Below are 25,880 nucleotides of genomic sequence, written 5' to 3' on the forward strand. Positions count from 1 at the left end.
GTCACCATCAGGGAACCATCGTCGTCACTTGCGCCGGCGCGACCACCGTGATCACGCCGCCCCACGTGCACATCAGCTTCGAGGCGTTCTGCAGCGCCGGCATCCCGCCGATCGTCACAGTCGGCGATCCGGGCACCCACGGCGCGACGGTGACCGGCACGCACGGCATCGGCGTCAGCACCCCGAGCGCGGCCGCGGTCGCCGCAGCGACCGTCGGGTTTGCCGCGCAACTGCATACGCCGAACGGCATCACATTCACCATCGGCACGTTATCCACCACCGTCGCCGCCGGCGCGCCGGACAGCACGCGGTTGACCGGCAGCACCGACATCGGCGCCGGCGCCGCACCGAAGCTGCATTGCAGCGTCGCGCCCGCTGTCACGAGCAGGCTCATGCATTGCCCCTTACTAACTTTTCGAGGTGCCGGACAAAGCGCTGCGTGCCCGGCTGCGCGTCGCCGCCGGCCTGCTGCGCGGGCACTTGCCGCCACTCGCCTTGCGGCTTGCCTTGTGCGTACTGGCGCTCTTCGACGACACTGCCGTCCGGCGCGAAACGCCGTACCGTTCCATGCAGCAGGTTCGAGCGGTGCGGCGCTGCCTGGGCGAGCGTGCCGTCGCGCGCATAGTCGCGCGCTTCGCCTTCAATCAGCCCTTTGCGGTACGGCACGCGGCGCACCACGACGCCGTCATGCATAAAGATGGCTTCGCGCTCGAGCACGCCGGCCTCGTAAGTCATCCTCGATACAACCAGTCCGGACGCCGCATAGACGACGCTCTCGCCGTGCGCCACGCCGCCGGCGTACTGCTGGCGGCTGACGAGAAGACCGTCCTGGTAGAGCGACAGCGCGCCGTGCAGCTTGCCGTTCACGTAGTGCGCTTCATGCGTGACGCGACCCTGTTCGTCGAATGTGCGCAACGGGCCCGACAACGAGCCTTGCGCGTAGCGCGCCTGCAATAGCGGCGCGCCGTTCGGCCCGAAGCGCGCGAGCTCGCCGTGCGGCACGCCGTTGCACATTTCGGTGCGGCTTAGGACGCGGCCTTCGTCGTCGTGCTCTTCGACGACGGTGGTAACGCCAGCCGCGTGAGCGCCGGTCGCTGCGTGTGGGCCCTTTGCGGCGTACGGGTCTGTCGACGCGTACGACGCGTACGACGCGTTCGTGGCGTGCGTGTCCGGCGCGGCGCCCGGCGTAACACCGGGTGCAGCCCCAAAGGCAAACAGTTGCGTCAAGGTCTCGCTCATCGTGTCGCAGGTCCGGTTCAGTTCAGTTTGACGACGCCGCCCTTCAGCGCGAGCATCCCGCCGCCATCGACGGTCTGCGTGGCCGACGCCTTGTGCTCGACGGTCATCCCCTGCGCGGTCAGCGACGTGCCCGCCTTCAATCCGAGCGAGGTCCCCGCTTCGTTCGCGAACGACGTGCCGGACTTGATGCTGATCGTGCCGGTCGCCTCGATCACGAGATTGCCGGTGATCTTCAGCGTGTAGTCGCCGCCGGTTGTCTGCGTGAACTTGCCGTGATTCGTGTGTGTTTCATCGCCGGTAATGTCGAGCGAGCGCGTGCCTTTGACCGAATACGTTTCCTTGCCGGTCTGCACGTCGACGGTCCGGTCGCCTTTTTGCACGACAAGCTTTTGCGCGCCGCCGACCACCGTCGTCGTCAGCGCGTTCTCGATCGCGACGTTCATGTCCTTCTGCGCATGCAGATACAGCTCTTCCGAATCGAGCTTGTCTTCCATGCGAATCTCATTGCCGGCCTGGCCGTTCTTCGATGAGCGCGAGCGCAGCACGCTTTGCGTTTGCGAACCGGGCAGCGTGAGCGGCGTCGTGTTGACACCGTTGAATACGCAACCGGTGACGAGCGGCCGGTCCGGATCGCCATCGATATAGCTGACGATCACCTCCTGACCGATGCGCGGCAGGATGAACTGCCCCCAGCCTTGACCCGCCCATGCCTGCGACACACGCACCCAACACGACGTATCTTCGTTCGCGGTGGACGAACGATCCCAGTGGAATTTCACCTTCACGCGCCCATAACTGTCGGTCCAGATCTCCTCGCCGGATGCACCGGTCACCTTCGCGGTATGCGTGCCGTTAACGACCGGCAGCGGCGTCACGAACGGCGCGCGGAACGGCACGCTATACGGGAAGATTTCGAACACGTTGCGGTACATGTCGTTGGTTGCGTCGTGCATGACACCGCGCACCACATAGTCGACATTGAGCGCCGCGTTCGCATGCGCGGCCAGCGTGAAGAACGTCCCGGCCGCGAGGCTGTAGCATTCGCCGCTGCCATGACCCGTGTGCTGCCCGACGGTATCCGCGGCGAGGCGGATCGCCGCCTTGCGCGTGCCGTCGGCGTCATCGGTGTACTTGCCGGGAAACGTGTAGCGCAGCAGGTCCGCGCCCGCTCCGGCACCGGACGCGGTGGTCTGCTTCTGCGCCTCCGATGTGGTGGCCTTGACGAAGTCGTAGTCGGCCAGCACGTGGTCGCCCGCGACCAGCGCCTGCGCGATTTCGAATGTATGGAGGCGCTCGATATTCGCGGCCACGCCGGCTATGCCGGTGCAGTACAGCGTTGCGCTATTCGTGCCTTTCGAGTGCGCGCTGACGCTGTCCGCGAGCACCATCGTGTGCGAGCCGTCGGCGAACACGAAGAAGTAGAAAATCCCTTCCTCTTCCATCAGCCGCGAAATGAACTGAAACGCGCTCTCGTCGTATTGCACACAGTAGTCGCGCACCGCGTATGTGCCGGTCAGCCGGTCTTCGAATGTCACGCTGAACGTGCCAAGCACCGCCTTCACGATGTCGGGCACGCTCTTGTTCTGATAGATCGCGCGGTCGCGCCCGAGCGTCGCCCGCCAGAGCTGTGGCGCGAGGGTCGCGGTGTAGTGACCATATTGCGCATCGGCGCCGACGCTTGCGAAGCGCGTGACGATACCGCTCAGATAGCGCGCGGGTCCGGCCTTCGTTTGCAGTTTCACCGTTGCGGTCGCGCCGACCAGTGTCGAGAAATCGAGCGCCTTGTTTGCCGCACGCATCCGCAGGTCGAACTGGAACAGCTCGGAAATCGCTTCGCGTCCCGCGCACCCGTCGAGCAGCAGCACGTCGGCGCCGAGCGGCGTCGTGACCGACAGCAAGCAGTGCGTCTGAGTGGCGGCGACTGTCGACATAGCGGTTACGCCTCGTCCGAAGAACGGAACCGGAACACAATGCCGCCCTGCGCGTTCACGCCGATATGTACACCCGAAAACGGCCGCGCAATCGAAATCCGCTCGAGCACCTGGCGCGCGAGCTCGGGCATCACCGCCTGCGTCAGGATGTGATCGACGTTGCGCGCGCCGCTATCGACTTCCTTGCAGCGCTGCGTGATCAGTTGCGACAGCGCGTCGTCCCACGTGAGCGGCGCGTGATGGTTGCGCGCGAAACGATCGGCGAGCCGTTCGAGCTTGAGTTCGACGATCGACGCGATCTGCGCATCGCCGAGCGGGTAATACGGCACCAGCACCAGCCGTCCGAGAAACGCGGGGCTGAATTGCCGCACCAGCGCGGGCCGCAACTGTTCGATCAGCGCGTCCGGCGGCGGACGGCGGCCGCCCTGGCATGCGTCGGTGATCACGTCCTGCGCGGCATTCGATGTCAGCAGAATCAGCGTGTTCTTGAAGTCGATCGGCACGCCCTCGCCGTCTTCCATCGTGCCTTTGTCGAACACCTGGAAGAACAGTTCGAGCACGTCCGGATGCGCCTTTTCCATTTCGTCGAGCAGCACGACGCTATAGGGGCGGCGTCGCACCGCTTCGGTCAGCACGCCGCCGCGTCCATAGCCGACATAACCCGGCGGTGCGCCTTTCAGGCCGGATACGCTGTGCGCTTCCTGAAACTCGGACATGTTGACGGTGATCATGTTGCGCTCGCCGCCGTACAGCGTGTCGGCCAGCGCGGCCGCCGTCTCGGTCTTGCCGACGCCGCTCGGGCCGACCAGCAGAAACACGCCAACCGGTTTGCCCGGATCGTCGAGGTCCGCGCGGAACGTGCGGATGCGGCGCGCGATCGTGTCGAGCGCCTGGTCCTGGCCGACCACGCGCTCCGCCAGCTTGTCCTGCAGATACAGCACCGTGTGCAATTCGTCGGCGAGCATGCGGCCGACCGGGATGCCGGTCCAGCCGGAGATCACATTCGCGACGACGTTCGAGTCGACGCAGACCGGCACCAGCGGTTCGTCGTTCTGCACCGCTTCGAGGCCTTTTTCGAGGCGCGCCAGATTGGCGGCGAGCGATGCTTCGTCGTCGCCTTCGGGCATTTCCAATGCGTCTACGGCGTCCGGCATCGGCTGCACGGGTACGCTGCGTCGATCGTCCGCCGCACGATCGTGGCCGCCGTGTTCAGTGCGATGGGCGTTGCTTGAGTGGCTTGCGTTGCCTGCGCCATTTGCATGGCTTGCGCTATCCGCGTCGCGCTCGACATCCCGATCCGCGAGATGCTGCGCGATCTTGCGCCGCCACGCGAGAATTTCCGCCACCGCGCGCTTTTCGGTCGCGAGCTTGTCGGTAAGGCGCGCATAGCGCGCACGGTCGTCCGCAAGCTGGCGTTCGCGCGTGGCAATCGCATCGACACGGTCGGCGCCGGTCGCGCTTTCGTGACGCAGAATGCGCAAATGATTCTCCGCGCTCTCGATCGCGCGGCTCAGCGCTTCGAGCTCTTCCGGCGCGCCGCTCTGGCCGATCGCGACGCGCGCACAAGCGGTGTCGAGCACGCTGATCGCCTTATCCGGCAGTTGCCGGCCGGAGATATAGCGATGCGATAGCTTCACTGCGTCGCGCACCGCTTCATCGAGAATTTCAACGCCGTGATGCGCTTCGAGCTTCTGCACCATCCCGCGCAGCATCTCGATTGCGACCGGCTCGGTCGGCTCTTCGACCTTCACCACCTGGAAGCGCCGCGCCAGCGCCGGGTCGCGCTCGACGTACTTCTTGTATTCGGCCCACGTGGTCGCCGCGATTGTGCGCAGTTCGCCGCGCGCGAGCGCGGGCTTCAGCATATTCGCCGCGTCGCCCTGACCTTCGCTGCCGCCCGCGCCGATCAGCTGATGCGCCTCGTCGATAAACAGGATGACCGGCGTCGGCGACGCCTTGACCTCGGCGATCACCGACTTCAGCCGGTTCTCGAACTCGCCTTTGATGCCGGCGCCCGCTTGCAACAGCGCGAGATCGAGCGAGCGCACCGACACATTCGCCAGCGCGGGCGGCACGTCGCCGTGCACGATTCGCTGCGCGAAGCCTTCGACGACGGCCGTTTTGCCAACGCCCGCTTCGCCGGTCAGGATCGGATTGTTCTGGCGGCGCCGCAGCAGCACGTCGATCAATTGACGGATCTCGCTGTCGCGGCCGCGAATCGGATCGATTGCGCCTTCGCGCGCGAGCGCGGTCAGGTCGGCCGTGTATTGTTCGAGCGCGCTTTGGCGTGACGCGTGACCCGCTCCGGCGCTCGACAGCGTCGGCATCGCACGCACGGACGACGTGGCACTCGCCGTGCCGGATGCACCCGCCGCGGCGGCCGGCGCACCACTATCGCGACCGGCGCCACCGGTGTCTTCCGGCGAATCGGCGACCAGCGCCGGCAGCGCATCGCGCAGGCTCGCGCGCGGAATCTTCAGCAACACCGGCGCCGATTCGAGCAACAGCCCGCGCAGGCTATCTACCTCCAGCAACGCGAGCACCAGCGTGCCCGAGCGTACCTGCTGCTCGCCGAGCAGCATCGAACTCAACAGCCACGCTTCCTGCAGCAGCGGCGTGAAATTCGGCGACAGCGCGGGCGTGCGGCCATTGCCGCGTTTGAACTGGTCGATTGCCTTTTGCAACTGCGCGGTGAGCGCTTCGATGGTGATGTCGAAATGCGCGAGGATCGCGCGCAGATCGGGCGCGTCGGTTTCGACGAGCGCGAGCAGCAAGTGCTCGACGTCGACGTTGTAATGCGTTTGCCGCACGCACGACTGCGCGGCCTGCTCCATCGCATGACGGCATGCGGGATTGAGCCGGCTTAGCAGCGTGCGAATATCGATGTCCATGCGGCAATGTCCTCGTTCGGGCGGCGTCGTTTCGGGGTGGCTTCGTAGGTTTCGTTGCAGGGGTGGTTTCGTGTCGTCGCGGTTTCTTCCAGCGGTCTCGGTGTGGTCTCGTCGCTGCGTCAGCGATGCGGCCGCGTCGCCACGGCGCCCGGAGTCGGACTCGCACTCGGACTTGCACTCTCGCTCGCTCGCGCGGTGAAGCGCACCGGCGCCGGCGCACGCCGTGCGCGATGCGCAGCGGTGCCCGTCGCGCCGCCGAATACCGGTCGGTGGGTCTTGCCCGCGCCCCCGTTCGCGCTGGCTTCAGCGCCCGCTTTGCCCCCCGCGTCAGCGCCCACTTCCGCTTTCGCCGCACGCGTGCCCGACAACCACGACGTCCACCCCAACCTCGCCGCCGTCTTGCCACCGACCGCGCACGCCACCGTCTGCGGCGCCGGCATCAGCATGAACTGCACGTCGAAGTCCTCCTGCAGATAACTGCGGATCAGCCATAGCGCGAGCGCGTGGTCATCGCCACCCGGCAGCAGCGCGGTAAAACGCGTGCGTGGCAGATCGTGAAACTCGATCCGAATGCCGGCCGCCTGATCCCACCAGCGGCGTCCGAGCAGTTGCACGCCACCGACGCGCGACCCAGCGGTGCGCACACCGTCGCGCACTCCCGCGATACGGATCGAATCCGCGCGATCGACCGCGCGCCAGCCGCCGATAAACTGCGTGCCGGTGACCCGCAAACCCAGACGATCGGCAAGCAGCGTGACGAGCCCGGCCATCGAGCGCGGTGCACCGCTCATTAGCCCCGCGTGGCGCAGCCAGGGCTCCGTCCCACGAGGTCTTTCACCTGCCGCGTGATGCGGTCCCCGCATGTGGCGGTGCAGCCCGAGATTGCTGAGCGCATCGATGCATGCCGCGAGCGCCGACGCATGCGGCGATTGCCAGTTCAGGCCAGGCGCATGCTTTTTACGCCCGCGATACAGAAACGAAAGGAAGCGGTGATTGAAGATGTCGAGCAGATCCGAAAGCGCAGGCTCGCGCGCCGCACGGCGCTCGAGCACCAGTTCAGTGACCGGCATCGGCAGCGGTCCATTCGCACCGGCGAGCGTCAGCACCGGCGTGCTCAACGTATAGGTCACCGGCGGCAGCCCGCGCTCGCCGGCGGCCACCGCGTGCGGCGCGACGACTTCATCGCGCGGCGGATTCTCCCGTACGCTCCTCACATCGCTCGCCTCGAACGCGAGCGACACATGGCCCGACAGCCGCACCGCTTCGCGTGCGCCATCGCCGGTGCCAAGCGCTTCGGCCGCCGGCAACGCCCGCTCGAGCAGCGCGATCGCCTGGAACAGATCGAAGCCGGGCGCGTGCTGCGTGAGCTCGGCGATCAGAGCAGCGGCTGACAGCCTGTCATCGGCTCCCATTGCTTCCATATCCCGTCTCCACGGCGCACCACCAGCCGTACAAAGGAGTTGACCGTCGTATACAGCGCGAAGAAGCGTGCGAGCACCGCGCCCATCAGCAATGGCGAGCCGCCCGCAAACGCGTCCGCGTCGAACTCGAGTGCGATCTCGGTGCCGCGGCAGTAGCCGCGCCACGCGTCGGTGCCGACATGCGCGGCCGCGCTGCGCGTTTCGATGCTCTTCACGCCGCGGATCTGATCCTGCTCACGCGCGCTATCGGAGGCGAACAGGCGCAGCAGTTCCTGCAGTTGCGCGCGCCCGGTCGCGCCGCTCGCGAGCGACTGATGGTTCAGCGTCAGCAGCGACACGAGGCGCCACAAGGTTTCGCTGGAGAGCGGCGGGTTGCGCGCGGCGGTCGGCTCGTACAGACAGCGCACCTGCACGTTCTGCGACACCTTGTCGACGACAAGGCGCGCGCCGGCCGGCACATGCTCGGCGAGGCGCCGGTTCGTGCACAGCACGTTCGCGTAGATGACCGGCATCGAGGTGGTGCTCGCCGTCGCGTTGTCCGCGTCGATAAAACTCACGAACATATCGGTGCCCGCCATGTTGCCGCGCAGCGTGTGCTCGCGGCGCGCGGACCAGTACACCTTGTCGCCGTGCTGCGCTGACGCGAAGCTTGGAATCGCGCGTGTGTGCCGCTGGTGCGGGTCCGACACGACCACCGAACTCACGGAATGAATTTCGGTGATCGCCTCGCGTTGCCGGTCCGCGACCAGGCGGTACTCGAACTGCCGGTGGTCGATCGCAATCGGCTCGCTCGTCTGCGCGAACAGATTGACGATCGGCGTCGCGCCGAGCCGGAAATGCTGTGCGTTGAGCGTCGCGAGCCCGCGCGGCGCGTGCCGCAAATGCAGCGCGATTTCGCAGCGGCGCCCGCTGCCCATGCGTCCGCGCAAACCGTGCAGGTCGAAGAAATGAAACTTGCGCGGAAACGCGAAATATTCCTGCATCAGCCCGTACGCCGGTTGCGCGTGCAACGGGTGCGGCAACACGCTGTCTTCGCGCGCGTAGCCGACTTCGCGCCACGAACCGGCCGGCAGCAGCGACGGCCGGCCGCCTTCGGGCTGCAGCGACACGTCGGATACGCCTGCTGTCAGCAACTCGTAAAGCGGCATCGTCAGCATCCAGTCGCCGTGCAAATGGATGCGCAGGCTGGTCAGTTCGAGCTCGGCAAAATCGACCTGAGCGTCGCACTCGAGCGTGAGCCGCAAGGTCGCGTCGTCGGCCAAGCGCGCATGCACGATTTTCAGCGGCCACAGCATGGTGTCCCACGCGGTGCGGAAGCGGCACACGTCGCCGGTTTCGGTGCGCGCCTGCAAGCCCGTGTGGCGTGGCACGCGAAAACCGGCGGTGACCTTGCCCTGCTGCGGGTCGAGATCGAATTGCGCAATCGTCATCGACGGCAGCGGTTGCGCAAGCGATGGGCATACGCCTTCGAGCAGCGATGCGGCGATCTGCGGAAACGCCTGATCGAGATCGCGGTGCACACGCGCCGCCAGAAACGCGGTCGCCTCGATCAGCCGCTCCGTGTGCGGGTCGAGCGATTCGTTGCCGTGCAACGCAAGACGCGCCGCGACCTTCGGGTAGCGGCGCGCAAAATCGGCGCCCTGCGTGCGCAGGTACGCGAGTTCATGCTTGTAGTACTGCAGGATGTCGTCCGGCGCGACGTCAGCCATGAGCCTCCCAGCGGGCGTCGGTTGTGCCGGCGGCGTCGCGTGCGAGTTCGAACGCGACGTGATGCACGGCCGTGCCGGCGCGCATTTCGCCGCGGATGGTCAGGCACGGCGCGTGGCGTTTCGGGTCCGCGGCGCTTGTACCGCCGCTTGTACCGGTGAAGCCGACCGACACATTCGCCAGCCGCGGCTCGAACAGCGCGATCGCCCGCGCGACCGCCGCCGCGATCGCATCGCGGTCCGCGCCCGACTGCAACGAACGTTCGGTGAAATCAGGCACGCCATAGTCGAGCACCGTGCCTTCACGTTGCGCAAACAGATCGAACGTGAGCCGCGAGCGCGTATTGAGCAGCCGCGCGAGGTCCCGCGCAATCGACGCGCGCAGTGTATCGGCCAGCGGCAATGACGCGTCGCCGTCGGCGCCGGCATCGGCATCGGCAACGCGGTCGAACAGCGACATCGATGAACCGCTGGCGATCGCTGACATCGGCTTTCACTCCTCGCTGACTGGCTACACGAACGCAGCGCGCACCGCGTTGATACGGCGCGCGCCGCTAGCGTCCGGTTGCGCCGCTTTAGCTCTTCGCCGGTGCGGCGTCGGTATTGGTCGACAGATCCCAACCGAACGGCGCCGTGCCCTTCTTCGTCGAGTCGGTGTTCTGCTGCGTGTACTCGGCGGTGATCTTCGTGAAGTTCAGCGTGAAGCTGTCCGACATGCCGCCGCCGCCGCCGCCCGTCGAGATGGTCGACACCATCGCGTTGCTGAGCACGTACTTCATATGCAGCATGAACGCGCCGCCTTCGTTACGGCCGACCAGCACGCTGGCATCGCCGAGCTTCGTACCGGCCGCGCAAGCCGCGTAAAGTGCGGGCGTCGCAAGGTCGGTGGCCTTGGAAAAGCTCATCTCCGAAATATTCACGCGGCCGAGCGTGCGTTCGGTGTTGGCCGGATCGTTCGAAACCGGCAGGTTCATGCTGATCGAAAACGAGTCGACGATGATCTTGTCCGAATGGTCTTTAAGCAGCGAGTTGCCCTTGACGTCGGTCATCTCGAGAAGAATGGTGTCCATGAAGTCCTCAGGTCAGTGTGCGAACAGGCGGATCAGGCGGCCGCGGCCGGCAGCTCGGCAACGAGGCGGATCGACGCGGTCAGATCTTCCATCTGGAAGTGCGGCTTCAGGAAGCACGTCGCGCGGTACGCGCCCGGCTTGCCCGGCACTTCGGTCACGTCGACGCGCGCCTCGCCAAGCGGATAGCGCGCCTTCTGCACCTGCGACGCGGACGGATTGATCAGCACGTAGTCGGCAATCCAGTTGTTCAGATAGTTCTCCACGTCGGCGCGCGTCTGGAAGCTGCCGATCTTGTCGCGCATGATCACCTTCAGGTAGTGCGCAAAGCGCGACGCGGCAAGCACGTACGGCAGACGCGACGACAGATGCGCGTTCGCGTTCGCGAGATCCTTGTTATAGAGCTTCGGCTTGTTGGTCGTCTGGCCGCCGAAGAAGGTGGCCATATTTGAGCCCTTCGAGTTCAGCAGCGCGATAAAGCCCAGATCGTTCAGCTCCTTTTCACGACGGTCGGTAATCGTCACCTCGGTCGGGCACTTGAGCACGATGTCGCCTTCGCCGGTCTTGTACGTATGCGCGACCATGCCGTTCACCCGGCCGCCGCCTTCGACGCCGCGAATCGCGGTCGACCAGCCGAAGTTCGCAAACGCGTCGGTGATGCGCAGGCCCATCTGATACGCCGAGTTCGCCCACAGGTACTTGCTGTGATCGGTCCCGTCGACGTCTTCCTCGAAATTGAAGCTCTCGACTGGCTTGGTCTTCGCGCCGTACGGCAGGCGCGCCGCGTACGACGGCAGCACCAGCGCGACGTAGCGCGAATCCTCGGTCTCGCGGAAGCTGCGCCACGTGGTCAGTTCCGCGCTTTCGAAGATCTTCGACAGATCGCGCGTGACACCCAGCTCAGTAAACGATTTCAGATCGAACAGGCTCGGCGCCGCCGATGCGATAAACGGTGCGTGCGCGGCCGCGGCGACGCGCGAGATGCGCTCGAGCAGCGCAATGTCCTGCGGGTGCCGGCCAAACGTGTAGTCGCCGACCAGCAGCGAATACGGGTGGCCGCCGAACGTGCCGTACTCCTCTTCGTAGACCTTCTTGAAGAGGACGCTCATATCGTGGTCGACCGCCGATTCGAGGTCCTTCAGCAGTTCTTTCTTCGTCACGTTGAGCAGGCGCAGCTTCAGGTTGCTGCTCGTCTCGGTGCCGAACACCATGTCGTGCAGCCCGGTCCACGACGCTTCGAGCGCCTGGAACGCCGGATCGTGCATGATCGCGTTGAGCTGGTCGGTCAGCATCCGGTCGATTTCCGCGACCCGCTCGTTGATCATCGCGACCACGCTCTTGTCGGGGCTCGTGCGCATCCCTTCGTCGAGAATCTGCGACGCGAGCTGGCCAATCAGCTTCTTCGCGTAGCCGCTTTGCGACGGCTCGACCGCCATGTTGCCTTCATGCACGATCTGATCGAGCAGGCTCAGTTCGCCTGCGGTGGTTCCAGTCTGCGTTGCGGCTGACGTTCCGGCCGCTTGTTTGCTTGCCATGTGCATCACCTTTGAATGGGTTTGCGCCCGCGCTATGCCCGGACACCAGTTGTTTGATCACGGGACTCGGGTCGACGCTCGGGTCGACGCCCAGCTCTTCGCTCAGCTCGCCGGAGTCCCGGAAGCGGCGTCCGGCGCGGCGCCGGCCGTTTCGCCAGCCGGTTCCGCGGCAGCAGCAGCGGGCTCGCCGGCTTGCGCGAGGCTTTGCACCTTCTTCAGCTCCTCCGTGCTCTGGATGATGCGGTCGAGCATCGAGTCGAGTTCGTCATTGCCGTCGAGCTTCGCAAGCAGATCGCGCAGTTGCTGGCGCGCTTCGAGCAGCTTCGCGAGGCGCGGCACCTGGTTCACGATGTTCTCGGGATGGAAGTCGGCAAACTCGCTGAATTGCAGTTCGACCTTCAGATTGCCTTCGCCTTTCGCGGTATCGGGCACCGACAGGTCCAGACGCGGGTGGATCTTGCCCATGATCTCGTCGAAGTTGTCGCGATCGATTTCGACGAAGCGGCGCTCCTTGAGCTTCGGCAGCGGCTCGGCAGGCTGACCCGACAGATCAGCGAGCAGGCCGACCACGAGCGGCAGTTCGCGCTTCTCGACGGCATCGCCGATTTCGACGTCATAGGTAATCTGGACACGCGGCGGGCGATTGCGCCCAATCCACTTTTGCAGGCTGTTGGACATGGAAGGATCTCCGGAAACCCCTGATACGTTTTGGAAAAAGCGTCCCCCTCGCAATTCCGACAATGCGATGAAGACAGACGCAAACCATCCGCAAAAATGCAATAAAAATGTGTATGCAATACCCCGCTCGCGACCGCGCAACGCACGGCAAGCGCATCGAGGTCATACGCGAATTTCAAACGCTCCTATCGTCAAGCTACCCACCTGCCGGCCGGGCGGAGCGCCTCGCATCTGATGCGATATGTGAGGGCGCTTATCGAGCGCTGGTAGCGTGATGCTTGCGCTCGCCCCGCAATCCGTCGCACGCCGATAAATTGCCCAGGTCGGGGCCGCGGCCATTGAGCAACGGATTGAATCTATTCACGCTTTGCGCATAGGCGCGCAGCGCCGATATTCGTGAGTGTTTCGAAGAATTTTGTCGGCATTTAATCGGACTGCCGCGCTAACGGCAATACCTGGAATTTGGTATCCGTTACCTATGCCAGCAACGGCCGGCGCAGGGTTTTCAAACTCAGGCTACCTGTTTTCAGGTATTTTGGCGGACATGCATTTATGCCAGGCTCGCAAGCGCTCCTTAATCGGCTGACTGCATGCGCCGGGGCCGCGCACGCAGATGACTGATCCGACCATGACTCAACCTTCATTCGAAACGCGCGAGCCGACGCTGCCGCGGCCGCTCCTCGTTGTGGAAGACGAACCAGCAATGCAGGTCAGGCTGCGCGGCATACTCGCGACGCTTGGCTATGGCGATGACGCGTTGTACTTCGCCGAAACGCTTGCGCAAGCCGATGCATTGCTAGGTAGCCAGCGCTTCGCGATGGTGCTGATCGATTGCGGGCTGCCCGACGGCAACGGCATCGACCTGATCCATAAGCTCTATGCGAAAGATCCGGCGCTGCCGATTCTGGTAATCTCCGCGTGGCGTTCACCGCATACGATCCTCTCCGCGCTGCAAGCCGGCGCGACCGGCTATCTGCTGAAGGAGCGCGACGAGATCGAAATCACGTTGTCGATTCGCAGTGCGCTGCGCGGTGGCGCGCCGATCGACCCCTTCATCGCGAAGCACATTCTTGCCCTGGCTGGCTCCGCCACATCCCTTTTGCGTGGCTCGGGAGACGCTACGCAGCACGCGATCCCGGCCGCTCCGCTGAGCCGTCGAGAAATCGAAGTGCTTGGACTGGTGGGCAAGGGGCTGACGAATCGGGAGATCTCCGGGCTGTTGTCCTTGTCCAGGCTGACGGTCGAATGTCACATCAAAAATATCTACAAGAAACTCGCGGTGAACTCGCGCACTCAGGCCATTTTCGAAGCGCGTACCCATGGCTTGTTGCCCTGATCCTGATTATCGCGCTGTGTGCCGGTGCGGCATTCGCGGCTCAGGAGGTGGACGCGTCGCGCCCTCAGGTCGCGCGTTCGTCGGGCTGGCGCGCGCAGCAGGTGAGCTCGATTCGCGCGTCGGCCATCGCGCTATATCGGGCGGGCGTCGAGCCGGCGGGTATGACTGGATTTGCGCCGGGCTTTGCTTTTACGGTCACACCTGACGCCGCGCTGTTCGCAATCGGTGACGCAACCGTCTTGAGCACGCAGGAAGCGTGCTGGCCCTGGCTGCCACCTAATCTCCCACTGTTTGGACTTGCATTGACTAGCGTACTCGGTTGCCTGTTTGCGCTGATCTGGATCATGCGTCCGCAGGAAAGTGCTTACGGGTGGTTCAGCCTGACGGCGCTTGCGTGGTTTAACTATGTGTCGAACCAGGTTACAACGGGCCCGTGGCCATTCGCGAGCATCGACGCGAGCGAACGCTTCAGTTCGGTCGCGCTGCTGATATGCACTGCGTGTGTCGCGAGTTTTGTCGCACGGCTGTGCGAGTGGCGCAGGCCATTGCCCGAAACGGTTTTATGGATCGCCGTCGCTATCGGTTCGGCCGCGATGGTCGCGGCACGGCATGCATACGTCGACGACCTGCGCGCGCTGCTCGCTATTGTGTCGGTCTGCGTGGCGGTCATCAGTTGTACTTTGCTGATTGGCTTCGCGCTACGCAAGCGTCGCGGCGAGCTGGCGCTCCTTGCGCTGTGCATGACGGGTTGTGCCGCGGCCGGCGTGCACGATCTGTTTATCTCGGCGAACGTCGTTGACAATGCGGTTCGCTATGCGATACCCGCTTCACAGCTGCTGACGATCGGCATGGCGATCCTGCTTGCGCGACGCTTGTCTACGGCGCTCGCACGCATCGACCGGTTCGACGATGAACTCGCTTCCGGAATCGAATGCGCGACGCGCGATGCGAAGCAGCGCTTGCGCGATCAGTACGAACTCCATATCGAGCAAGTTCGAATCAACGAGCGCACGAGTCTTGCCCATGACCTGCACGATGGGCTGGGCGGCATGCTGGTTAGCCAGATTGCGACGCTCGAACAGGCGCCGCATGCGATACCGGCTGAGCGCTTCCTCGTACTGCTCAAGGCACTGCGTGACGATCTGCGCATCATCATCGAGTCCGCGTCGCAAACGCGCTTCGACGCGCAGCCGATCGACGAATGGATCGCCCCGCTCCGTCACCGGCTCACGCAATTGCTCGAGAGCCAGGGAATCGACTGCACGTGGAAGGTGTACAGCTTCGCGGGCGCGCGCATGCCGGCGGCAGCGGGCGTAGACGTGATGCGCGTGTTGCAGGAAGGTGTGACCAACGTGCTCAAACATAGCCGGGCGACGCGTGTCGATATCGAGTTGTGCGCGGACGACGAAGCGCTCGATATCGTGATTGCCGACAATGGGATCGGCTTTGATACCACGCACTCGGCTACGCCGCACGGTATCGGTCTACGCAGCATGCGCGCGCGTGTCGCGCGGCACAGTGGAACGATGACGTTCAGCGCGTCCGGGACCGCGACCGTGCTCAACGTGCAGATTCCGCTTGGCAGACCACCTACGCCTGCTCCGCAAGATACGCCTTCATCCAGTTGACCAGTCCGCCTTGCAGCACATTTTTCAGCTGCCGCGTTCGGCGGTAGCGAATTTCATCGCATCGATTGTTTGAATGCGGCACCTGCGCTTATCGACATGCTGGGTGAAATGGCGCTGGAGAATCTGGATGCGTCGGTGCGTACGGCACGCGAAGCCCGCGGAGACGAAGCAGAAGACATAGTCGAGCCAGTCTGAGTGAAAACTGAGTGATGCCGGGCCGCTACAACATCCCCAGCGCAAGCCGAGCCGCTTCAGTCATCCGCGCTTTCGTCCACGGCGGGTCCCACACCAGTTCGAGTTTCACGTCGCGTACGCCGGCAACCGTGAACACCTGCTCCTCGACCATCGGCGGAAACGATTCCGCCACCGGACACGCAGGCGCGGTCAACGTCATCTGAATCTCGACGCGCCCTTCGTCTTCATCGACGTTCAGCGCGTAGATCAAACCGAGGTCGTAGATATTCACCGGTATTTCCGGGTCGTACAGCGTGCGCAATTCATCGATGACCCGCTCTTTCAGTGGGCGCGCGCTGTCGTTACTAAAGGATTCAGCAGTCATTCCTCGTAATGCTCCTTGTGATGCAACGCCGCCGATAAGGTCCGCCACGCGAGCGTCGCGCATTTGACGCGCGCCGGAAACTCTCTCACGCCGGCGAGAATCGTTGTTTTGCCGAGGCCTTGCGTCTCGCTTTGTGCCGGCTCATGGTCGCTCGTCACCATGCTTTGGAAACGCTGGATCAGTTGCTCCGCCTCCGCGAGCGTCTTGCCTTTGATCAGGTCGGTCATCATCGACGCCGACGCGGTCGCGATCGCGCAGCCCTCGCCGTCGAAGCCGACTTCGGTCACGATGCCGTTTTCGATGCGCAGTTCGAGCTTCACACGGTCGCCGCACAGCGGGTTGTAACCCTCCGCGTGATGGCTCGCATGGTCGATGTCGCGCCGGTTATGCGGGCGGCGGTAGTGATCGAAGATCACCTGCTGGTAAAGGTCGCGGATGTCATTCATGTCCGAACCACTCCTTCACGCGGGCCAGCCCCTTCACCAGCGCGTCGATTTCTTCGTGCGTGTTGTAAAGCGCAAGCGACGCGCGAACCGTGGCGGGCACCTTGAAGCGCGTCATCACCGGCATCGCGCAGTGATGACCGGCGCGTACCGCGATGCCCGCATCGCTCAGAATCGAGCCGACGTCGTGCGCATGAATACCGTCGACGACAAACGACAAAATACCGGATTTATCCGCAGCGGTGCCGATCAGCTTGACCCCGTCGATGCGTTGCAATTCGACCGTCGCATAGTCGAGCAGCGCATGCTCGGATGCTTCGATCGCGCTGAAGCCGATCGTGCCGAAATAGTCGATCGCGGCAGCGAGCCCGATCGCACCGGCAATATTCGGCGTACCTGCTTCGAACTTCCACGGCAACTCGTTGTACGTGGTCTTTTCAAACGACACGGTGCGAATCATGTCGCCTCCACCCTGCCACGGCGGCATTGCGTCGAGCCACGTCGATTTGCCATAAAGCACGCCGATGCCTGTCGGTCCATAGAGCTTATGGCCGGAAAATGCGTAGAAGTCGCAATCGAGCGCACGGACATCGACCGGCAGATGCGCAACTGCCTGCGCGCCGTCGAGCAGCACCGGAATGCCGAGCGCGTGCGCCTGTTCGATCATGTTCCTGACCGGATTCACTGTGCCAAGCGCATTCGAAATGTGTGCGAGCGCAACCAGTTTTGTGTGCGGACCAAGCAATCGCGCATACGCATCGACATCGAGCGTACCGGTATCGTCGACGGGCACCACTTTCAGTGTTGCGCCGGTCTGCTCGCAGACGATCTGCCACGGCACGATGTTCGAGTGATGCTCGATGGTCGTCAGCACGATCTCGTCGCCCGGCTGCAAACGCGGCCGCGCAAAACTGTGCGCGACAAGGTTGATTGCTTCGGTCGTACCACGCACGAATACGATCTCCGACGGATGCGCGGCGTTGATAAACCGTGCGACCGTCGCGCGCGAGCGTTCGTACGCATCGGTCGCGCGTTCCGCCAGCCAATGCACGCCGCGGTGCACGTTCGAGTTCGTGTTGCGGTAGTAGTTCGCTTCCGCTTCGATCACATGAAACGGCTTTTGCGTGGTCGCCGCATTGTCGAGATAAATGAGCGGTTTGCCATTCGGACGGGTATCGAGAATCGGGAAATCCCGGCGCCACACCCGTACCAGGTCCTCGTGCTCGAGATCAATGCGTTTCATCATGCTTCCCCCGCGTCGGCTGGCGCATCCGCCATCCGCGTCAATAACGTTGCCTCGAGGCGCGCTTTCAGCGGCTCGATCGCGACCCGATCGATCACGTCGCGTGCAAACGCGAACGTCAGCAGCGCGCGCGCCGCGCGCTCGTCGATGCCACGAGCGCGCAGATAGAACAGCTGCGTTTCGTCGAGCTGACCGACCGTGGTGCCGTGCGTGCAGCGTACGTCGTCGGCGAAAATCTCCAGTTGTGGCTTCGTGTCGATTTCCGCACTACGCGACAGCAGCAGATTATGGTTCGCCTGATCGGCATCCGTCTTCTGTGCATCCTGACGCACGACGATGCGTCCGTTGAACACGCCGTGCGCGCTGCCGTCGAGTATGCCGCGATACGTTTCGCGGCTTGCACACTGCGGATGCGCGTGATCGATCATTGTGTAGTGGTCGAGATGTTGCTTGCCGCCTCCGACGTAGAGTCCATCGAGCGTTGTCGATGTGCGCGGCGCCCCGAGCTTCGTCACGATTGTCGAGCGCGCCAGCGCTGCGCCGAACGAAAACGCGTAGGACGAAAAGCGGCTAGATTCGCGTTGCTCTGTCAGCACCGTTGCGGTGTGTACCGCATTGGGTGCTTCCTGCTGCACGCGGTAGTGCTGCACGTCTGCATGATCGCCCGCGTCGATGCGGGTCATCGCGTTCGTGTAATACCATGCGTCACCGTCGCCGACATACTGTTCGACTACCGCGCAACGCGCATGCGAACCGGCGACAACCACATTCAATGGCTGCATGGCCAGATCGTTATCGTCGCTACCGATGAACATCACATGCAACGGCTTACCAAGCTCGACGCCAGATGGGATCAGCATGACATAGCCATCCCGCGCAAACGCCGCGTTGAACGCAGCGAGGCCATCGGGCCAGCGATCATCCGCGAATTGCGCGCGGATACGCTCCGGAATCTGTTCGAGCGCACTCGCCAGGCTGCCGATAAACACGCCCGATGCCAGTTCGCCGATATCGGACAATTCCGGCACCCATACGCCATCGACAAACACGAGCCGATGCGAATCGGCCCATTCATGAGCGCGCACCAGACGCGCCGCTTGTTCAAGCGCGCGATGATCGGCGCCCGGCGAGAAATGCAGCAGTTTCTGGTTCAGACCATCGAGGTTCGTGTATTTCCACGCCTCGTCCGCACGCGTCGGAAATCCTTGCACACGAAACTGTTCGAACGCACGCAAGCGCCGCTCGTTCATCCATTGCAGCCTCGCGCCTGGCAGCGTCGGTGCGAGCGTTCTGAACATTTCGGTCAAGTGGTCGAGTGATTCATGCTTCATACCGCCACCTGTGCGGATGCAGACGGATCTTCCGCGCCTTCGGTCAACCAGCCATAACCGCGCTGTTCCAGTTGCTGCGCCAGTTCACGCGTGCCGGACCGCACGATCCTGCCGTGCGACAGCACGTGCACATAGTCCGGCACGATATAGTCGAGCAGGCGCTGATAGTGCGTGACCATCACAATCGCGCGCTCCGGGCTGCGCATCGCATTAACGCCTTTCGCGACGAGTTGCAGCGCATCGATATCGAGCCCTGAGTCGGTTTCATCGAGAATCGCGAGCTTCGGTTCGAGCACCGCCATCTGCAAAATCTCGTTGCGTTTCTTTTCACCGCCGGAAAAGCCCTCGTTGACCGCGCGATGCAACAGGTCATCGTTCATCTGCATCGCGGCCATCTTGCCGCGCAACAGGTCGAGAAAATCGATCGCGTCGAGTTCGGGCTCGCCGCGGTGCCGACGCTGCGCATTGAGCGCCGCCCTCAGCAGATAGACATTGCTGACGCCCGGAATTTCGACCGGGTACTGAAACGCGAGAAAAATACCCTCTCTCGCGCGCTCTTCAGGCGCAAGCTCGAGCAGATTCGACCCAAACCACGACACCTCGCCGCCGGTAACCTCGTACAGATCGCGACCGGCCAGCACATTCGCTAGCGTGCTCTTGCCGGAGCCGTTCGGCCCCATGATGGCGTGCACTTCGCCCGGCTTCACATCGAGGTCGACACCGCGCAGGATCTCGTTGCCTTCGACGGTCGCACGCAAATTTCTGATTCTCAGCATGATTTGAACGCTCCTTGCCTGCTGTTAGCCGACGCTGCCTTCAAGGCTGATACCCAGCAGCTTCTGAGCCTCGACCGCAAACTCCATCGGCAACTGATCGAACACTTCCTTGCAGAACCCGTTGACGATCATCGACACCGCGTCTTCCGCCGACAGCCCACGCTGCATGCAGTAAAACAGCTGGTCTTCGCCGACGCGCGACGTCGATGCTTCGTGCTCGACCTTCGCGGTTGGGTTCTTCACCTCGATATACGGGAACGTGTGCGCGCTGCAGCGGTCGCCCATCAGCAGCGAATCGCATTGCGTGAAGTTGCGCGCGCCTTGCGCTGAGCGTGCGATACGCACCAGCCCGCGATACGCGTTGCTGCCACGGCCCGCGGAAATGCCCTTCGACACGATCGTGCTGCGCGTATTCGCGCCGATATGAATCATCTTTGTGCCGGTGTCCGCCTGTTGGAAATGGTTGGTCAGCGAGACCGAATAGAACTCGCCGATCGAGTTGTCGCCGCGCAGAATTACGCTCGGGTATTTCCATGTGATCGCCGAGCCGGTTTCGACCTGCGTCCACGAAATTTTCGAGTTCTTGCCGCGACAGTCCCCGCGCTTCGTCACGAAGTTGTAGATGCCGCCGCGGCCGTTTTCATCGCCAGGGTACCAGTTCTGCACGGTCGAGTAGCGGATCTGCGCGTCCTCGAGCGCGACCAGTTCGACCACCGCCGCATGCAGCTGATTTTCGTCGCGCATCGGCGCGGTGCAGCCTTCGAGGTAGCTAACCTGCGCGCCCTTGTCCGCAATGATCAAGGTGCGTTCGAACTGCCCGGTGTTTTGCGCGTTGATACGGAAATACGTCGACAGTTCCATCGGGCAGCGCACGCCGGGCGGCACATAGACAAACGAACCGTCGCTGAACACCGCCGAATTCAGCGCCGCAAAGAAGTTGTCCTTGTGAGGCACAACGGAGCCGAGATACTGCTTCACCAACTCGGGGTGATCACGCACCGCATCCGAAAACGAGCAGAAAATAATGCCGAGCGCCGAGAGTTTTTCGCGGAACGTCGTCGCCACCGACACGCTATCGAATACCGCGTCGACCGCGACGCCCGCGAGCATTTCGCGTTCCTTCAGCGGCACGCCAAGCCGTTCGTACGTGCGCAGCAGTTCGGGGTCCACTTCGTCAAGGCTCTTCGGAGCGCCATTGCGCGCCTTCGGCGCCGAGAAATAGACGATCGACTGATAGTCGATCGGCTCACGGCGAATCGACGCCCATTGGGGCTCGGTCATCGTGACCCAGTGGCGATATGCCGCAAGCCGCCATTCGAGCAAGAACGGCGGTTCGCCTTTTCTTGACGAAATAGCGCGAATCACGTCTTCGTCGAGGCCCGGCGGCAACGAGTCGGCCTGCACATCCGACACAAAACCATGCTTGTATTGTCGGTTTACGAAGGGGTCGAGTTCGGTCATCGTGTCTGTCATGAGTACTCTCCGTGCGATCCGTTTTGCCTCTAAACCCAGTTTAAGCTTTATCAGGAGGCCTTTATGTCGATACGGGTTTAGGGTCTTGTCGCGCTGCAGTCCATAATGCGAAGCATGATTTCACCTGTTTGAACCCTCTCAATCACCTTGTTTCCCGGATGGCTACCCAAGCGTTGACGTTTGTCCAAACGTAAGGCGAAAGGCGGTCCCAGCGTGAAGCGTCACACGAATCGCGTGTGACTTCTTCATCGGGAAAATCGGGTGTGGTGCGGGGGCTTTTCAAATATCAACACGCGTCAAAGCGTGCCAAAGGGCCTGCGTTCACTGCCATGCGCGCTTCGGTTCCGCCCAATCTTTTCGGAAACGCTCAGTTCCGATTCAATCTCCGTTTGTATCGCCCACGCGCTTTGATTCAGTGTGATCCGAATGAGCATGTGTTTGATCCATCCGGACTGCAAGCAGACGGACACCGCTTCCTAAAGTTGACCTACGCCATCGCCGATGGCGACGGATCGACCTACTGGCTGTCCGTACGCACCGCAACCCATTGGAGAACATGATGAAGAACCGCTTAACCCGCTCCGTCATTGCCGCCGCCGCGATTGTCGTTGGCACTACATTCGCCGGTACCGCCGCGCATTCCGCGCAAGCCGGTGAACTAACGCGTGCGCAAGTGCGCGCCGAACTCGCGCAATTGCGCGCGGCCGGCTACGACCAGTCGGTCGGCGAAGACGTTCACTATCCGGACGCGCTTCAACAATCGCAAGCGCGTGTGAGCGCGACCGGATCGGCAAGCGCGCGCCGCGACGATAGCTCGGGCTACGGTGGCACAACCGCCGGCACGTCGTCGTGGGGCCGCGACGGCGATAGGCTGCGCGTCGACAACGACGGCATGAAGCCCATCTATTTCGGTCAATGAAGCGTTACGTTCGGCTTGTCTCACTCACCGTCACTCACTCATCGGAAGAAAATCATGAACCTCTATACCGACTTTTTGCGGGTTATGAGCCGTGGCGACACGCTCGGCGCGAACCTGGTCCGCATTGCGCTCGCGATTGTGTTTCTTTGGATCGGCGCACTGAAATTCGTGCCATACGAAGCGGATAGCATTACACCGCTAGTCGCACAAAGCCCCGTGATGTCATTCTTCTACGAGCATCCGAAGGAGTACGCGCAGCACATGACAAAGGAAGGGCAACTCGTGCCCGAGCAACGCAAGTGGCAGCAGGCGAACAACACGTATGGCTTCTCGCGCGGTCTCGGTACGCTGGAAATCGTGATCGGCCTGCTCGTGCTGTCGAACTTCGCTTCACGCAAACTCGGGTTGCTCGGCGGGTTGCTGTCGTTTCTCACGCCGTTCGTCACGCTGTCGTTCCTGATCACGACGCCCGAGACCTGGGTGCCCGCGCTCGGCGATGCGCAGTATGGCTTCCCGTTTCTGTCCGAACACGGGCGGCTGATCATCAAGGACACCGTGATACTGGCCGGCGGCATCGTGATCATGGCGGATTCGGCAAAGCGGTTGCTGCTCGAGCGCGAGCTCGTCACGCCCTCAGCGGTCCGCCTGATGCACGCGAAACGCAGCATGTCCTGATGGACGCTCGAGCAGGCCGGCATCCGATATCGCTTATAGCAGTCGCATCGCCTACTTCCAGAACACATAGTTCGCGAAGTACGGCGAGTAAGCAATCTGATGCTCGGCCGTGCACATCGTGGCCGGCGCGCTGCCGCCGACCGTGTTCAGCCGTTGCACGAAGCGCACGCTCGAAAGCTGGCCGGGTTTATCGCTATGCGTCGTTTCGAGCAGCAGTTGCGGGATGCTGCCCGTCGATGCACTCGCCATCTGAGCGACCGCATGGCCGACGATGCGGCTGCCGTCGTCCGCCTGCCACGACGGACCCGCGTCGTGGTGATACACCGGACGCCCCAGCGTGTCGTAAAGCGTCGCTTGCGGGTTTTTAAACAACCACGATAAATGATGCGAACTGTCGTATTCGCACGAGTAAACCTGCACGCCGGTCGCGGTTGTCGATGCGAACAGTTGCGCGTTCATCGGCATGAGCGACGACGCGGTCGGCACAGCGGACTGCGCGGGCGCTGATCCACCTGCACACGCGGCGGTCAGCAGGGAAAGGACGCTAGCAAGCGTAAATTGACGGCGGTACATGGCATCGGTCTCCGGAAAAAAGCCTGTCCCGGAAACATTCGAGCCGGCATTTCTATTCCGTGTGGCGCGCGGCTATCGTTGCCGAACGCACAACCTTACGGAAACCTGATTGAATTGGCACCAAAAGCGGGCATTGAAACCGGCATTTCGCGACCCGCATTGAAGCCCGGCGTTTACCTCATTGTTGTGGTTTGCCGGACGCCAATTGCTCATTACGTTCCGTCAGAAACTGGATCAAGCCGTCGATCCCGCTTTGCTGGATTTTCTCGCCGAACTGCTGCCGATACGTCTGCACGAGCCACGCGCCGACCACGTTCAGGTCATACACGCGCCAGCCCTGCGGCGTTTTGTGCAAGCGGTAGTCGATCTCAACCGGTTGCGCATTCGTCTGCGCGATCGTGCGCACCACGGTATCGGTATCGCTCGGCGCGATCCGCATCGGCGGGTACGAGATCATCTGGTCCGGACGCAACTGCGCGAGCGCGCCCGCATACAGGTGAATCAGCAGCATCTGGAACTGATGCACGAGTGTTTTCTGCTGCTCGGGCGTCGCGGTCCGCCAGTAACGGCCTACCGCGAGTTGCGTCGTGTATTGGAAATCGATGTACGGCAGGATGTCCCGGTTCACGATGTCCATGATGCGGGGGATATCGTTCGGATCGATCGCCTGGGCGCGGACTTCGTCGAGCACCTGCTGCGTGACCGTTTTGATCAACGTCTGCGGATCGGATTTGTCGTCGATCTGCGCAAATGCACTGCCGGACCAGATGAACGTCGCGGTGAACGCGGCGATCAGGAAAAGCTTTTTCATGGGCGCAAATCCTCTCCGAATGCATTATTCCGGCCTTCGCCGCAACCAGTCGACGATGGCCGCTTATGTGACAAAAGCGATGACAAAAAGCGGTGGCAAGAGTGGTGGCAACAGCGGTGGACAACAGCGGCGACAACAGCGCCGCCGACTCGTGCGACGCGCAGCGCGTAGGTTAGCATTGCGCAGGAAATCGCGACGGGAACCACCCGAAACCCTGGGACGCGCGGATGTCGCGCCGCGCGGCATCGGCGGCAGCGGTTATGCGGCCACCTATCGCCGTAGCGGCACGCGACGTTCGGCCGGTAGTGCCGGCCAATGCGCCGGGCATCGAGCACCGCGGTTACGGCCGCGTAGCGCTCGCTGGCAAAGCGTAGGCCGTCCGGCGTCAGCGCGACCAACGGCCCTGCTCGCGCAGCGCTTCGTAGCACTGGTAGGGATCGTTGAAAAAGGCGCGGCACTGAAATGCAGCGGCCTTCATCGGCGAGGCCTGCCGAATCGAAGCAGAGGACGCCAGATGACGCCCTCTTCCCGATTACAGATCTCGCGACGCTTTTATTCGGTCTTTAAACGCGCACCTATTCGGTGGCCGCATGAGTGGACGCGGAAGGCGACGCCGCGTTTTCGGGGCCCACGGGTGACGATTGCGCCAGTCCTGCCGCTTGGGCAGGTTGCGTCGGTTGCAGCGCGTCGCCCGAGGGGGTGGACGTTGCCGTTTGCTGCTCGGGCTTCGGCAGCTGTTCAGCCGACTGCGACTGCAGTTCGGACGCCGGCGCCTCTTCAGCGGCCTGCGATTGCCGCTGGTGCGGCTGTGCCTGATCAGCCGTCCGCGGCTGCTGTTCAGCGGTCTGCGCCGCACCCTCTGCGTTGCGCGGCCGGCGCGGGCCGCCGCGTTGCGAATTGCGCGCGAAGGCCATATCGCGCGCGCTAACCTGCCCGGCGGGCGCGCCGTTCAGATCGACACGCGCGGCGCCCTCGGTCAGCGACATCCAGTAGCGGCTGCCGCGGCACCACGTCGCAATCGCTTCGCGTACTTCAGCTTCGCTCAACGACAGTTCCTGCGCATGCGGCAACAAATCTTCGAGAATGCCGATCTTGAGCGGCAGCTTCGGCGCGGGCTTCTTCGGAAAGGCGGCGGGGAACCGCTTTTGCAGCTTGCCAATTGCGTGCACGACCGGATCGACCGGCTCCTGCTGCGGCCGGTTTTTCTGGCGCCCGCGCGGGTCCGCCTGACGCGGATGCCCCGCCTGCGGACGTCCTTCCTGGCCCGTTGGATGACCGGCTGATTGACCTGCTGGCTGCGCTGCGTCCGAACCAGCCGGCCGCCCCTGAGCACCGCCGTGCGGCTTGCGCGCGTGCGGACGGCCCGGGCGCTCGCCCGGTCTCGCCTGCTTCGGCGCACCGTGCACGCCCTGCGGGCCGCCACGCCTGCCGCGGCCCTCGCCGTCCTTACCGGCGCGTTGTTCCGTCGACGGTTGCGCGGAGTCTTGCGCCGTTTTTTCCGCGGCTTCCTGCTGCCGTGCCTGCCGCGCCTGCTGCTGGAGTTGCTTCTTCAACTCCGCCAGTTGTTCGAAACCCATGCTGTGTCCTGCAAAATTGACGCGTGATTCTACCAGTCCTGTGTGATGCTCCGGCAGCACGGGTCCAA

General features: G+C 63.2%; 23 protein-coding genes. 4 read left to right on the top strand and 19 right to left on the bottom strand.

What is annotated here, in order from left to right; genetic code table 11:
• Positions 1-7 precede the first annotated feature (7 nt).
• From BX592_RS11010 to tssB, 10 genes are all read right to left on the bottom strand, one after another.
• Positions 8-394: a DUF4280 domain-containing protein gene (locus BX592_RS11010; protein ID WP_134191807.1), complete on the bottom strand. Its 387-nt coding sequence runs from the start codon at positions 392-394 to the stop codon at positions 8-10.
• Positions 391-1,239 carry a toxin-antitoxin system YwqK family antitoxin gene (locus BX592_RS11015; protein ID WP_208327886.1) on the bottom strand — a complete coding sequence of 283 codons (849 nt, stop codon included), beginning with the start codon at positions 1,237-1,239 and terminating at the stop codon, positions 391-393. The genes BX592_RS11010 and BX592_RS11015 overlap by 4 nt, the downstream gene beginning before the upstream one ends.
• Positions 1,240-1,256: 17 nt before the next feature.
• Positions 1,257-3,170 carry a type VI secretion system tip protein TssI/VgrG gene (gene tssI / locus BX592_RS11020; protein WP_134191808.1) on the bottom strand — a complete coding sequence of 638 codons (1,914 nt, stop codon included), beginning with the start codon at positions 3,168-3,170 and terminating at the stop codon, positions 1,257-1,259.
• Between the two features lie 5 nt (positions 3,171-3,175).
• Positions 3,176-6,061 carry a type VI secretion system ATPase TssH gene (gene tssH, locus BX592_RS11025; RefSeq protein ID WP_134191809.1) on the bottom strand — a complete coding sequence of 962 codons (2,886 nt, stop codon included), beginning with the start codon at positions 6,059-6,061 and terminating at the stop codon, positions 3,176-3,178.
• Between the two features lie 119 nt (positions 6,062-6,180).
• Positions 6,181-7,482 carry a type VI secretion system baseplate subunit TssG gene (gene tssG, locus BX592_RS11030; RefSeq protein ID WP_134191810.1) on the bottom strand — a complete coding sequence of 434 codons (1,302 nt, stop codon included), beginning with the start codon at positions 7,480-7,482 and terminating at the stop codon, positions 6,181-6,183.
• The gene (gene tssF / locus BX592_RS11035) at positions 7,437-9,191 is read right to left on the bottom strand and encodes a type VI secretion system baseplate subunit TssF (protein ID WP_134191811.1); all 1,755 of its coding nucleotides are present in this window, start codon (positions 9,189-9,191) and stop codon (positions 7,437-7,439) included. Before tssF ends, tssG begins: the two co-directional genes overlap by 46 nt.
• A complete protein-coding gene (tssE, locus tag BX592_RS11040; RefSeq protein ID WP_134191812.1) occupies positions 9,184-9,675 on the bottom strand; it encodes a type VI secretion system baseplate subunit TssE in 492 nt (163 codons plus the stop codon). The genes tssF and tssE overlap by 8 nt, the downstream gene beginning before the upstream one ends.
• Before the next feature lie 88 nt (positions 9,676-9,763).
• Positions 9,764-10,258: an Hcp family type VI secretion system effector gene (locus tag BX592_RS11045; RefSeq protein WP_134191813.1), complete on the bottom strand. Its 495-nt coding sequence runs from the start codon at positions 10,256-10,258 to the stop codon at positions 9,764-9,766.
• Positions 10,259-10,290: 32 nt separating this feature from the next.
• Positions 10,291-11,790 carry a type VI secretion system contractile sheath large subunit gene (tssC, locus tag BX592_RS11050; protein ID WP_134191814.1) on the bottom strand — a complete coding sequence of 500 codons (1,500 nt, stop codon included), beginning with the start codon at positions 11,788-11,790 and terminating at the stop codon, positions 10,291-10,293.
• Positions 11,791-11,892: 102 nt separating this feature from the next.
• A complete protein-coding gene (tssB, locus tag BX592_RS11055; RefSeq protein ID WP_134191815.1) occupies positions 11,893-12,468 on the bottom strand; it encodes a type VI secretion system contractile sheath small subunit in 576 nt (191 codons plus the stop codon).
• A 628-nt stretch (positions 12,469-13,096) separates the two neighbouring features.
• Between tssB and BX592_RS11060 the strand changes: the two genes are divergently transcribed.
• Both BX592_RS11060 and BX592_RS11065 read left to right on the top strand, forming a co-directional pair.
• The gene (locus BX592_RS11060; protein WP_134191816.1) at positions 13,097-13,804 is read left to right on the top strand and encodes a response regulator transcription factor; all 708 of its coding nucleotides are present in this window, start codon (positions 13,097-13,099) and stop codon (positions 13,802-13,804) included.
• Between the two features lie 47 nt (positions 13,805-13,851).
• Positions 13,852-15,432 carry a sensor histidine kinase gene (locus BX592_RS11065; protein WP_166676336.1) on the top strand — a complete coding sequence of 527 codons (1,581 nt, stop codon included), beginning with the start codon at positions 13,852-13,854 and terminating at the stop codon, positions 15,430-15,432.
• Positions 15,433-15,652: 220 nt separating this feature from the next.
• Here the strand turns inward: BX592_RS11065 and BX592_RS11070 are convergent, their stop codons facing one another.
• From BX592_RS11070 to sufB, 6 genes are read right to left on the bottom strand one after another with little or no spacing between them, the layout of a single operon-like run.
• A complete protein-coding gene (locus BX592_RS11070; protein WP_134191818.1) occupies positions 15,653-15,991 on the bottom strand; it encodes an SUF system Fe-S cluster assembly protein in 339 nt (112 codons plus the stop codon).
• Entirely contained in the window at positions 15,988-16,437 is a 450-nt protein-coding gene (gene sufU / locus BX592_RS11075) for a Fe-S cluster assembly sulfur transfer protein SufU (RefSeq protein WP_134191819.1), read from the bottom strand. The genes BX592_RS11070 and sufU overlap by 4 nt, the downstream gene beginning before the upstream one ends.
• Positions 16,430-17,680, bottom strand: coding sequence for a SufS family cysteine desulfurase (locus BX592_RS11080; RefSeq protein WP_377681633.1), 1,251 nt, complete (start codon positions 17,678-17,680; stop codon positions 16,430-16,432). Before BX592_RS11080 ends, sufU begins: the two co-directional genes overlap by 8 nt.
• Positions 17,677-19,008 carry a Fe-S cluster assembly protein SufD gene (gene sufD / locus BX592_RS11085; RefSeq protein WP_134191820.1) on the bottom strand — a complete coding sequence of 444 codons (1,332 nt, stop codon included), beginning with the start codon at positions 19,006-19,008 and terminating at the stop codon, positions 17,677-17,679. Before sufD ends, BX592_RS11080 begins: the two co-directional genes overlap by 4 nt.
• Entirely contained in the window at positions 19,005-19,784 is a 780-nt protein-coding gene (gene sufC, locus BX592_RS11090) for a Fe-S cluster assembly ATPase SufC (protein WP_134191821.1), read from the bottom strand. Before sufC ends, sufD begins: the two co-directional genes overlap by 4 nt.
• A gap of 24 nt (positions 19,785-19,808) precedes the next feature.
• Positions 19,809-21,257, bottom strand: coding sequence for a Fe-S cluster assembly protein SufB (gene sufB, locus BX592_RS11095; protein ID WP_134191822.1), 1,449 nt, complete (start codon positions 21,255-21,257; stop codon positions 19,809-19,811).
• Positions 21,258-21,816: 559 nt separating this feature from the next.
• On the opposite strand from sufB, the gene BX592_RS11100 reads away from it, so the two are divergent.
• A complete protein-coding gene (locus BX592_RS11100; protein WP_134191823.1) occupies positions 21,817-22,176 on the top strand; it encodes a DUF4148 domain-containing protein in 360 nt (119 codons plus the stop codon).
• Between the two features lie 54 nt (positions 22,177-22,230).
• The gene (gene rclC / locus BX592_RS11105; RefSeq protein ID WP_134191824.1) at positions 22,231-22,851 is read left to right on the top strand and encodes a reactive chlorine resistance membrane protein RclC; all 621 of its coding nucleotides are present in this window, start codon (positions 22,231-22,233) and stop codon (positions 22,849-22,851) included.
• 51 nt (positions 22,852-22,902) lie between these two features.
• Here rclC and BX592_RS11110 read toward each other — a convergent pair whose 3' ends face one another.
• The 3 genes from BX592_RS11110 to BX592_RS11120 all read right to left on the bottom strand — a co-directional run bounded on the left by BX592_RS11110 (position 22,903) and on the right by BX592_RS11120 (position 25,812).
• Positions 22,903-23,424, bottom strand: coding sequence for a DUF3455 domain-containing protein (locus BX592_RS11110; protein ID WP_134191825.1), 522 nt, complete (start codon positions 23,422-23,424; stop codon positions 22,903-22,905).
• A 178-nt stretch (positions 23,425-23,602) separates the two neighbouring features.
• Positions 23,603-24,235 carry an MlaC/ttg2D family ABC transporter substrate-binding protein gene (locus BX592_RS11115; RefSeq protein WP_134191826.1) on the bottom strand — a complete coding sequence of 211 codons (633 nt, stop codon included), beginning with the start codon at positions 24,233-24,235 and terminating at the stop codon, positions 23,603-23,605.
• A 575-nt stretch (positions 24,236-24,810) separates the two neighbouring features.
• On the bottom strand, positions 24,811-25,812 hold the full coding sequence (locus BX592_RS11120; RefSeq protein ID WP_134191827.1) for a ProQ/FinO family protein: 1,002 nt from the start codon (positions 25,810-25,812) through the stop codon (positions 24,811-24,813).
• Between the last annotated feature and the right edge of the window lie 68 nt (positions 25,813-25,880).

The sequence above is a fragment of the Paraburkholderia rhizosphaerae genome (genome assembly GCF_004366595.1).
Classification (GTDB): domain Bacteria; phylum Pseudomonadota; class Gammaproteobacteria; order Burkholderiales; family Burkholderiaceae; genus Paraburkholderia; species Paraburkholderia rhizosphaerae.

What these genes read in the sequence shown, in the direction of transcription:
- BX592_RS11010 (WP_134191807.1), bottom strand. Translation starts at nt 394, where the DNA reads ATGAGCCTGCTCGTGACAGCGGGCGCGACGCTGCAATGCAGCTTCGGT.
- BX592_RS11015 (WP_208327886.1), bottom strand. Translation starts at nt 1,239, where the DNA reads ATGAGCGAGACCTTGACGCAACTGTTTGCCTTTGGGGCTGCACCCGGT.
- tssI (WP_134191808.1), bottom strand. Translation starts at nt 3,170, where the DNA reads ATGTCGACAGTCGCCGCCACTCAGACGCACTGCTTGCTGTCGGTCACG.
- tssH (WP_134191809.1), bottom strand. Translation starts at nt 6,061, where the DNA reads ATGGACATCGATATTCGCACGCTGCTAAGCCGGCTCAATCCCGCATGC.
- tssG (WP_134191810.1), bottom strand. Translation starts at nt 7,482, where the DNA reads ATGGAAGCAATGGGAGCCGATGACAGGCTGTCAGCCGCTGCTCTGATC.
- tssF (WP_134191811.1), bottom strand. Translation starts at nt 9,191, where the DNA reads ATGGCTGACGTCGCGCCGGACGACATCCTGCAGTACTACAAGCATGAA.
- tssE (WP_134191812.1), bottom strand. Translation starts at nt 9,675, where the DNA reads ATGTCAGCGATCGCCAGCGGTTCATCGATGTCGCTGTTCGACCGCGTT.
- BX592_RS11045 (WP_134191813.1), bottom strand. Translation starts at nt 10,258, where the DNA reads ATGGACACCATTCTTCTCGAGATGACCGACGTCAAGGGCAACTCGCTG.
- tssC (WP_134191814.1), bottom strand. Translation starts at nt 11,790, where the DNA reads ATGGCAAGCAAACAAGCGGCCGGAACGTCAGCCGCAACGCAGACTGGA.
- tssB (WP_134191815.1), bottom strand. Translation starts at nt 12,468, where the DNA reads ATGTCCAACAGCCTGCAAAAGTGGATTGGGCGCAATCGCCCGCCGCGT.
- BX592_RS11060 (WP_134191816.1), top strand. Translation starts at nt 13,097, where the DNA reads ATGACTCAACCTTCATTCGAAACGCGCGAGCCGACGCTGCCGCGGCCG.
- BX592_RS11070 (WP_134191818.1), bottom strand. Translation starts at nt 15,991, where the DNA reads ATGACTGCTGAATCCTTTAGTAACGACAGCGCGCGCCCACTGAAAGAG.
- sufU (WP_134191819.1), bottom strand. Translation starts at nt 16,437, where the DNA reads ATGAATGACATCCGCGACCTTTACCAGCAGGTGATCTTCGATCACTAC.
- BX592_RS11080 (WP_377681633.1), bottom strand. Translation starts at nt 17,680, where the DNA reads ATGATGAAACGCATTGATCTCGAGCACGAGGACCTGGTACGGGTGTGG.
- sufD (WP_134191820.1), bottom strand. Translation starts at nt 19,008, where the DNA reads ATGAAGCATGAATCACTCGACCACTTGACCGAAATGTTCAGAACGCTC.
- sufC (WP_134191821.1), bottom strand. Translation starts at nt 19,784, where the DNA reads ATGCTGAGAATCAGAAATTTGCGTGCGACCGTCGAAGGCAACGAGATC.
- sufB (WP_134191822.1), bottom strand. Translation starts at nt 21,257, where the DNA reads ATGACAGACACGATGACCGAACTCGACCCCTTCGTAAACCGACAATAC.
- BX592_RS11100 (WP_134191823.1), top strand. Translation starts at nt 21,817, where the DNA reads ATGAAGAACCGCTTAACCCGCTCCGTCATTGCCGCCGCCGCGATTGTC.
- rclC (WP_134191824.1), top strand. Translation starts at nt 22,231, where the DNA reads ATGAACCTCTATACCGACTTTTTGCGGGTTATGAGCCGTGGCGACACG.
- BX592_RS11110 (WP_134191825.1), bottom strand. Translation starts at nt 23,424, where the DNA reads ATGTACCGCCGTCAATTTACGCTTGCTAGCGTCCTTTCCCTGCTGACC.
- BX592_RS11115 (WP_134191826.1), bottom strand. Translation starts at nt 24,235, where the DNA reads ATGAAAAAGCTTTTCCTGATCGCCGCGTTCACCGCGACGTTCATCTGG.
- BX592_RS11120 (WP_134191827.1), bottom strand. Translation starts at nt 25,812, where the DNA reads ATGGGTTTCGAACAACTGGCGGAGTTGAAGAAGCAACTCCAGCAGCAG.